General features: G+C 51.9%; 5 protein-coding genes and 2 pseudogenes. 3 read left to right on the top strand and 4 right to left on the bottom strand.

The window, feature by feature from the left end:
- The first annotated feature begins 4 nt into the window (after nucleotides 1-4).
- The gene (locus tag QMN93_RS26295; RefSeq protein ID WP_003032489.1) at nucleotides 5-61 is read left to right on the top strand and encodes an IS1 family transposase; all 57 of its coding nucleotides are present in this window, start codon (nucleotides 5-7) and stop codon (nucleotides 59-61) included.
- A gap of 14 nt (nucleotides 62-75) precedes the next feature.
- Here QMN93_RS26295 and QMN93_RS24940 read toward each other — a convergent pair.
- The 4 genes and pseudogenes from QMN93_RS24940 to lacI form a co-directional block, all read right to left on the bottom strand.
- A pseudogene (locus QMN93_RS24940) lies at nucleotides 76-216 on the bottom strand (maltose acetyltransferase domain-containing protein); the annotation flags it as partial.
- A gap of 65 nt (nucleotides 217-281) precedes the next feature.
- Nucleotides 282-1,535, bottom strand: coding sequence for a lactose permease (gene lacY / locus QMN93_RS24935; RefSeq protein ID WP_003846917.1), 1,254 nt, complete (start codon nucleotides 1,533-1,535; stop codon nucleotides 282-284).
- A 51-nt stretch (nucleotides 1,536-1,586) separates the two neighbouring features.
- Nucleotides 1,587-4,661, bottom strand: a complete 3,075-nt coding sequence (gene lacZ, locus QMN93_RS24930) for a beta-galactosidase (RefSeq protein WP_007894989.1) — start codon at nucleotides 4,659-4,661, stop codon at nucleotides 1,587-1,589.
- 121 nt (nucleotides 4,662-4,782) lie between these two features.
- The gene (lacI, locus tag QMN93_RS24925) at nucleotides 4,783-5,865 is read right to left on the bottom strand and encodes a DNA-binding transcriptional repressor LacI (RefSeq protein ID WP_007851507.1); all 1,083 of its coding nucleotides are present in this window, start codon (nucleotides 5,863-5,865) and stop codon (nucleotides 4,783-4,785) included.
- Nucleotides 5,866-6,217: 352 nt separating this feature from the next.
- Here lacI and QMN93_RS24920 point away from each other — a divergent pair.
- Nucleotides 6,218-7,227: pseudogene (locus tag QMN93_RS24920) on the top strand (zinc-binding alcohol dehydrogenase family protein).
- A gap of 409 nt (nucleotides 7,228-7,636) precedes the next feature.
- Nucleotides 7,637-8,659 (top strand): IS110 family transposase, encoded by a 1,023-nt coding sequence (locus QMN93_RS24915; RefSeq protein ID WP_323620191.1) that lies wholly within the window; start codon nucleotides 7,637-7,639, stop codon nucleotides 8,657-8,659.
- Nucleotides 8,660-8,997 lie beyond the last annotated feature (338 nt).

The raw sequence follows: 8,997 nt of genomic DNA, 5'->3' as shown, positions 1-8,997 counted from the left end.
ATCGGTGGAGCTGCATGACAAAGTCATCGGGCATTATCTGAACATAAAACACTATCAATAAGTTGGAGTCATTACCCTTTTTTCAACTTCTGATGGATGCGAGTGATTGAACTCATACATTAATGTTTTCCCACGAAGTCTTTTTTCAGGTAAGCCTTCGCACATATCGGTAAATAGCTTGCCTGCTTTTATTTTTTCTGTCATCGACATGTTCATTTTTAACATTCCGTCCTGATAAGTTGGTCGGATAAGGCGCTCGCGCCGTATCCGACATTAATTTCTTAAGCGACTTCATTCACCTGGCGACGCAGCAGAGAAAGTGGGCCGGGGCCGCTAAGCGTGAACACGGAAATTAAGGTGAAGCCCAGCGCCACCAGACCCAGCACCAGGTAAGCGCCCTGGAAACCGATGCTTTCATACATATTGCCCGCCAGAATAGACATAAAAATCATCGCCAGTTGCTTAAAGAAGCAGAAACAGACCAGATAAATCGTCGCTGAAAAACGCACTTCAAACTGGCTGGTAATATATTTAAAGCAGCCCACCAGCAGGAACGGTACTTCAAACATATGCAGCGTTTTCAGAATAACCACTTCCAGTGCTGAGGTAGCGAACGATGAGCCAATAATACGTACTGACATAATAGTGCCAGCCAGCAGCAGGGCGTTTTTCCCACCGATGCGATTAATGATCAGTGGCGCAAAAAACATAATCGAGGCGTTAAGTAATTCGCCCATTGTCGTTACGTAGCCAAATACCCGCGTACCCTGTTCACCGGTAGCAAAGAACGAAGTAAAGAAATTAGCAAACTGTTGGTCAAAAACATCGTAGGTGCAGGAAACGCCAATAACATACAGTGACAAAAACCACAGTTTTGGCTGTCTGAACAGTTCCAGCGCCAGCTTAAGGCTAAATGCCGAATGGTTGGCACCTACCGCATTGGCAACCGTGGCAGAAGAGGGCGCATCCGTTTTGGCGAAAAAGAGTAAAACGGCGAGGATGAATGCACAGCCAGAACCCAGCCAGAAAACAAACTGATTATTGATGGTGAACATGATGCCGACAATCGAGGCACACAGCGCCCAGCCAACACAGCCAAACATCCGCGCGCGACCATATTCGAAATTACTGCGACGGCTGACTTTCTCGATAAATGCCTCTACTGCTGGCGCACCGGCGTTAAAACAAAAGCCTAGATAAATACCACCAACAATCGATCCTACTAAAATGTTGTATTGTAACAGTGGCCCGAAGATAAAAATAAAGAACGGCGCAAACATCACTAACATGCCGGTAATAATCCACAGCAGGTATTTGCGCAGCCCGAGTTTGTCAGAAAGCAGACCAAACAGCGGTTGGAATAATAGCGAGAACAGAGAAATAGCGGCAAAAATAATACCCGTATCACTTTTGCTGATATGGTTGATGTCATGTAGCCAAATCGGGAAAAACGGGAAGTAGGCTCCCATGATAAAAAAGTAAAAGAAAAAGAATAAACCGAACATCCAAAAGTTTGTGTTTTTTAAATAGTACATAATGGATTTCCTTACGCGAAATACGGGCAGACATGGCCTGCCCGGTTATTATTATTTTTGACACCAGAGCAACTGGTAATGGTAGCTACCGGCGCTAAGGTGGAATTCCGCCGACACTGACGGGCTCCAGGAGTCGTCGCCACCAATCCCCATATGGAAACCGTCGATATTCAGCCATGTGCCTTCTTCCGCGTGCAGCAGATGGCGATGGCTGGTTTCCATCAGTTGCTGTTGACTGTAGCGGCTGATGTTGAACTGGAAGTCGCCGCGCCACTGGTGTGGGCCATAATTCAATTCGCGCGTCCCGCAGCGCAGACCGTTTTCGCTCGGGAAGACGTACGGGGTATACATGTCTGACAATGGCAGATCCCAGCGGTCAAAACAGGCCGCAGTAAGGCGGTCGGGATAGTTTTCTTGCGGCCCTAATCCGAGCCAGTTTACCCGCTCTGCTACCTGCGCCAGCTGGCAGGTCAGGCCAATCCGCGCCGGATGTGGCGTATTGCTCGCCACTTCAACATCAACGGTAATCGCCATTTGACCACTTCCATCAATCCGGTAGGTTTTCCGGCTGATAAATAAGGTTTTCCCCTGATGCTGCCACGCGTGGACCGTGGTAATCAGCACCGCGTCGGCAAGCGTATCTGCCGTGCACTGCAACAACGCTGCTTCGGCCTGGTAATGGCCCGCCGCCTTCCAGCGTTCGACCCAGGCGTTAGGGTCAATGCGGGTCGCTTCACTTACGCCAATGTCGTTATCCAGCGGTGCGCGGGTGAACTGATCGCGCAGCGGCGTCAGCAGTTGTTTTTTATCGCCAATCCACATCTGTGAAAGAAAGCCTGACTGGCGGTTAAATTGCCAACGCTTATTATCCAGCTCGATGCAAAAATCCGTTTCGCTGGTGGTCAGTTGCGGGATGGCGTGGGGCGCGGAGGGGAGTGTCACGCTGAGGTTTTCCGCCAGACGCCACTGCTGCCAGGCGCTGATGTGTCCGGCTGCTGACCATGTGGTCGCGTTCGGTTGCACTACGTGAACCGTTAGCCAGAGTTGTCCGGCGCTCTCCGGCTGCGGTAGTTCAGGCAGTTCAATCAACTGTTTACCTTGTGGAGCGACATCCAGAGGCACTTCACCGCTTGCCAGCGGCTTGCCATCCAGCGCCACCATCCAGTGCAGGAGCTCGTTATCGCTATGACGGAACAGGTATTCGCTGGTCACTTCGATGGTTCGCCCGGATAAACTGAACTGGAAAAACTGCTGCTGGTGTTTTGCTTCCGTCAGCGCCGGATGCGGCGTGCGGTCTGCAAAGACCAGACCGTTCATGCAGAACTGGCGATCATTCGGCGTATCGCCAAAATCACCGCCGTAAGCCGACCACGGATTGCCATTTTCATCATATTTAATCAGCGACTGATCCACCCAGTCCCAGACGAAGCCGCCCTGTAAACGGGGGTACTGACGAAACGCCTGCCAGTATTTAGCGAAGCCGCCAAGACTGTTACCCATCGCGTGGGCGTATTCGCAAAGGATCAGCGGGCGCGTCTCTCCAGGCAACGAAAGCCATTTTTTGATGGACCATTTCGGCACAGCCGGGAAGGGCTGGTCTTCATCCACGCGCGCGTACATCGGGCAAATAATATCGGTTGCGAAGGTGTCGGCTCCGCCGCCTTCATACTGTACCGGGCGGGAAGGATCGACAGATTTGATCCAGCGATAGAGTGCGTCGTGATTAGCGCCGTGGCCTGATTCATTCCCCAGCGACCAGATGATCACACTCGGGTGATTACGATCGCGCTGCACCATTCGCGTTACGCGTTCGCTCATCGCGGGTAGCCAGCGCGGATCATCGGTCAGACGATTCATTGGCACCATGCCGTGGGTTTCAATGTTGGCTTCATCCACCACATACAGGCCGTAGTGGTCGCACAGCGTGTACCACAGCGGATGGTTCGGATAATGCGAACAGCGCACGGCGTTAAAGTTGTTCTGCTTCATCAGCAGGATATCCTGCACCATCGTCTGCTCATCCATGACCTGACCATGCAGAGGATGATGCTCGTGACGGTTAACGCCGCGAATCAGCAACGGCTTGCCGTTCAGCAGCAGCAGACCATTTTCAATCCGCACCTCGCGGAAACCGACATCGCAGGCTTCTGCTTCAATCAGCGTGCCGTCGGCGGTGTGCAGTTCAACCACCGCACGATAGAGATTCGGGATTTCGGCGCTCCACAGTTTCGGGTTTTCGACGTTCAGACGTAGGGTGACGTGATCGGCATAACCACCACGCTCATCGATAATTTCACCGCCGAAAGGCGCGGTGCCGCTGGCGACCTGCGTTTCACCCTGCCACAAAGAAACCGTCACCCGCAGCTCATCGCGCAGCTCGCCGTACATCTGAACGTCTGCCTCCAGTACAGCGCGGCTGAAATCATCATTAAAGTGAGTGGCTACATGGAAATCGCTGATTTGCGTGCTCGGTTTATGCAGCAACGAGACGTCACGGAAAATGCCGCTCATCCGCCACATATCCTGATCTTCCAGATAACTGCCGTCACTCCAGCGCAGCACCATCACCGCGAGGCGGTTTTCTCCGGCGTGTAAAAATGCGCTCAGGTCAAATTCAGACGGCAAACGACTGTCCTGTCCGTAACCGACCCAGCGCCCGTTGCACCACAAATGAAACGCCGAGTTAACACCATCAAAAATAATTCGCGTCTGGCCTTCCTGTAGCCAGCTTTCATCAACATTAAATGTGAGCGAGTAACAACCCGTCGGATTCTCCGTGGGAACATACGGCGGATTGACCGCAATGGGATAGGTCACGTTGGTGTAGATAGGCGCATCGTAACCGTGCATCTGCCAGTTTGAGGGGACGATGACAGTATCGGCGTCAGGAAGATCGCGCTCCAGCCAGCTTTCTGGTACCGCTTCTGGTGCCGGAAACCAGGCAAAGCGCCATTCACCATTCAGGCTGCGCGACTCTTGGGAAGGGCGATCGGTGCGAGCCTCTTCGCTATTACGCCAGCTGGCGAAAGGGGGATGTGCCGCAAGGCGATTAAGTTGGGTAACGCCAGGGTTTTCCCAGTCACGACGTTGTAATACGACGGCCAGTGAATCCGTAATCATTGTCATAGTTGTATCCTGCGTGAATTGTTATCCGCTCACATTTTCGCATAACATACGAGCCGGACACATAGAGTGTAAAGCCTGGGGTGCCTAATGAGTGAGCTGACTCACATTAATTGCGTTGCGCTCACTGCCCGCTTTCAAGTCGGGAAACTTGTCGTGCCAGCTGCATTAAGGAATCTGCCAACGTGCGGGGAGAGGTGGTTTGCGTATTGGGCGCCAGGGTGGTTTTTCTTTTCACCAGTGAGACGGGCAACAGCTGATTGCTCTTCACCGCCTGGCCCTGAGAGAGTTTCAGCAAGCGGTCCACGCTGGTTTGCCCCAGCAGGCGAAAATCCTGTTTGATGGTGGTTAACGGCGGGATATAACACGAGCTGTCTTCGGTATCGTCGTATCCCACTACCGAGATATCCGCACCAACGCGCAACCCGGACTCGGTAATGGCGCGCATTGCGCCCAGCGCCATCTGATCGTTGGCAACCAGCATCGCAGTGGGAACGATGCCCTCATTTAGCATTTGCATGGTTTGTTGAAAACCGGACATGGCACTCCAGTCGCCTTCCCGTTCCGCTATCGGATGAATTTGATTGCGAGTGAGATATTTATGCCAGCCCGCCAGACGCAGACGCGCCGAGACAGAACTTAATGGGCCCGCTAACAGCGCGATTTGCTGGTGACCCAATGCGACCAGATGCTCCACGCCCAGTCGCGTACCGTCTTCATGGGAGAAAATAATACTGTTGATGGGAGTCTGGTCAGAGACATCAAGAAATAACGCCGGAACATTAGCGCAGGCAGCTTCCACAGCAATGGCATCCTGGTCATCCAGCGGATAGTTAATGATCAGCCCACTGACGCGTTGCGCGAGAAGATTGTGCACCGCCGCTTTACAGGCTTCGACGCCGCTTCGTTCTACCATCGACACCACCACGCTGGCACCCAGTTGATCGGCGCGAGATTTAATCGCCGCGACAATTTGCGACGGCGCGTGCAGGGCCAGACTGGAGGTAGCAACGCCAATCAGCAACGACTGTTTCCCCGCCAGTTGTTGTGCCACGCGGTTGGGAATGTAGTTCAGCTGCGCCATCGCCGCTTCCACCTTTTCCCGCGTTTTCGCAGAGACGTGGCTGGCCTGGTTCACCACGCGGGAAACGGTCTGATAAGAGACACCGGCATACTCTGCGACATCGTATAGCGTTACTGGTTTCACATTTACCACCCTGAATTGACTCTCTTCGGGTGCTATCATGCCATACCACGAAATGTTTTGCGCCATTCGGAGGGGGCACGCCGAAGTGAGATTCAAAATGCCGACGTCAGTTCACAGGTGGGTAATGATACCAACGTGTTGATTTCGTATTTTCACTGACACCAGGATCATCCTGATGTTACAAGGATTGAATGACTACAGATTAAAATAGTCATCAACAGGTTGACAGCATTACCCAGCGCCCGCTTTCCGCGTATTTTTCGATTTGCACTGCCGGGGGCACTGGCGGGTATCGCGTTCCGCACACTTTTACATTTATTTATCTGGTGACTGACCTTTTTAAGGAGACAGAATGAAAGCCGTTGGTTTCTGGCAACCCGGGAAAGTACATCCGTTATTGAAGATTTGTCGCTTCCCCACCCATCCATGCCCAAGGGGCGTGATCTTTTGATCAGAGTCAGGGCGGTCGCGGTTAACCCACGGGACCTGAAAAGCCGGCGAAACATCAGTCCCTCTGCAGGCAATCCGGTAGTTATGGGATACGACGCTTCCGGTGTTGTTGAAGCAACCGGACCAGAGGTGACGCTGTTCAGGCCAGGTGACCACGTTTTCTATGCCGGTGTGCTCGATCGCCAGGGAGCCAACGCAGAGTTTCAGCTGGTTGACGAACGCATTACGGGGATAAAGCCGGCAGCACTAAGTTTTGAAGCTGCAGCGTCGGTTCCTCTGACCGGTCTGACAGCCTGGGAAATGTTATTTGATCGTCTGCAGTTGTCAGTGAACGGAGATGCTGATCAGACCCTGTTGATGCTTGGCGGTGCGGGCGGAGTCCCTTGTATGGCTATACAGCTTGCCCGCACTCTGAGTCGGGTGAACATCATCGGGACTGCCTCCCGGCAGGAGAGTGTCAGAGCGGTTCGCGGGTTTGGTGCGCATTATGTCCTGGATCATTCATGTGCGCTTGCGCCACAGGTTGCCAGCCTTGCTGGACTCCCTCCCATTACCCGGATTTTCTCAACGTACACCACGCCATCTGCCTGGGAAAATATGGCCGAAATTATTGCCCCACAAGGCCGTATCGGACTCATCGACGACCCTGAACCACTGGATCTGCGTTTGATCAAATTTAAGAGCGTTTCTGTTCACTGGGAGGCAATGTTTACCCGCCCCATGCATGCTACTGCGGACATGTCTAAACAGCATGATATTCTTAACAAACTCTCATGCATGCTGGATTCCGGTAAGCTCAAACCTCCGTTGCTGGCAGAGTATGGCAGGCTGAATGCTAAAGCACTTCGCCGGGCTCATGAGGACATGGAAAATAAAAATGTGAACGGGAAAATTGTTTTTTCAGGGTTCTGATGAACAGGCCTGTCAGAGTAAAAAAAGATTCGGGTTCAGCACAATGCTGAATTCTGTCTGGCTATAGAGTAAGAATCGTACCGGAATTGAGCATTTACCCTCAGTACCTGCGGATGAAAAAGCAGTCTGCCCTGACATACTGAACAATCCCTTCTCATAAGATGCCTCTCTTTTGCTGTTTAAAGAGCTGAGCAGTCCGGGCGGAGACTGACCTCGTTCCGCTTTCCAAGCGACCCCCTTGTTGAAAGTGCGACAAAAGAGATAGGGCGAATGACTATACTTCGCTCATAGCTGCCCGCCATGCCAGCTCAAAAAACAGGCTTAACGAATGGAAGGGACTTCCCCTGGATATGCGCCTGGTTAACTTTCATGCAATCATGGGATAAACATTGACCCAGAGGGATTCGTTATGACCATCACCACTGTCGGTATCGATCTTGCTAAAAATGTGTTTGCTGTTCACTGCGTTGACCAAAATGGTAAAGCAGTTCTGGTTAAACCCAAGGTGTCGCGTGCAGCACTTTCTGAACTCATCGCTGGTTTACCTCCCTGTGTCATTGGAATGGAAGCCTGCTCGGGTGCCCACTATTGGGCAAGATTATTCAGGCAGTATGGCCATGATGTCCGGTTGATGGCACCGAAATTTGTCTCACCCTATCGCATGGCGGGTAAGACCGGGAAAAATGATGCAGCTGATGCAATAGCTATTTGTGAGGCTGTGCAGCGGCCGCACATGCGCTTTGTACCCGTCAAAGACGAAAGCCAGCAGGCAATGCAATCCTTACATAGGACAAGACAGGGATTTATTCAGGAAAGAACAGCGACGTATAACCGTCTTCGGGGGTTGGTATCTGAATTCGGGGTTATTGCCCCACAAAGCACTGATGCTCTGCGTCATGCTGTTTCTGACCAGAAGGAAACTCTGCCAGTACAGGTCAGGCTGTGCATTGATGATCTATTAGCACATGTCACTAATATTGAAGAGAAAATCGCCGAATATGACAGGGTGTTATCTCGTGTTGCCAAAACAGATCATCGCAGCCAGCAGTTAATGGAACTGAAAGGTATTGGGCCCACAACGGCGAGTGCGCTGGTCGCCAGTATTGGCAATGCCCATGATTTTAAGAACGGGCGCCAACTGGCAGCCTGGTTGGGGCTAACGCCATCACAATACAGTAGTGGCGGAAAATCAAAGCTTGGCAGGATAACAAAAGCGGGTGATGCCTACCTGCGAACCCTGCTGGTCCAGGGAGCCCGTTCTGTTATGGTAGGGGCAGAGAATAGAACGGACTCGTTTAGCCGTTGGGTCTGCTCGTTGATTGGTAGGCGGGGATACTGGCGTGCTGTCGTTGCAATCGCCGCCAAGAATGCGAGGTTGTGCTGGGCATCATTACATTACGGCGATGACTTCAGACTGTATTCAACAACGTGAAAAATTAAACTGAGTAGTAACTGAACTGTAACTCGTTGATGGTAAAGGGTTAGACCCCCGTGAGAAGTATCTGCATATCCTACTGGATATCACTATCCGATTAACGAAGGAGGATCTCACGAGCGTCTTTCATCAGGGTCCGAATCAATAGCGATTCAGCGTGACCGTTTATAGTAGTGCAGTCTCATCCCTTGCCTTTCATTGATGAACAGCCAGAAATTAAAAACCGGCGTTGACTGTTCGGGGAAGCCCTTATAGTAGGATATTTAATGAGATGGTCACTCCCTCCTTCCCGGTACTATGCTGAGGACAGGCTTTCATTCGGAGAACTATCATGG

Source organism: Enterobacter sp. R-1.6.2 (assembly GCF_035064085.1).
Taxonomy (GTDB): Bacteria; Pseudomonadota; Gammaproteobacteria; order Enterobacterales; family Enterobacteriaceae; genus Enterobacter; species Enterobacter asburiae_B.
This window is presented reverse-complemented; position numbering and strand designations above follow the sequence as displayed.

What these genes read in the sequence shown, in the direction of transcription:
- lacY (WP_003846917.1), bottom strand. Translation starts at nt 1,535, where the DNA reads ATGTACTATTTAAAAAACACAAACTTTTGGATGTTCGGTTTATTCTTT.
- lacZ (WP_007894989.1), bottom strand. Translation starts at nt 4,661, where the DNA reads ATGACAATGATTACGGATTCACTGGCCGTCGTATTACAACGTCGTGAC.
- QMN93_RS24915 (WP_323620191.1), top strand. Translation starts at nt 7,637, where the DNA reads ATGACCATCACCACTGTCGGTATCGATCTTGCTAAAAATGTGTTTGCT.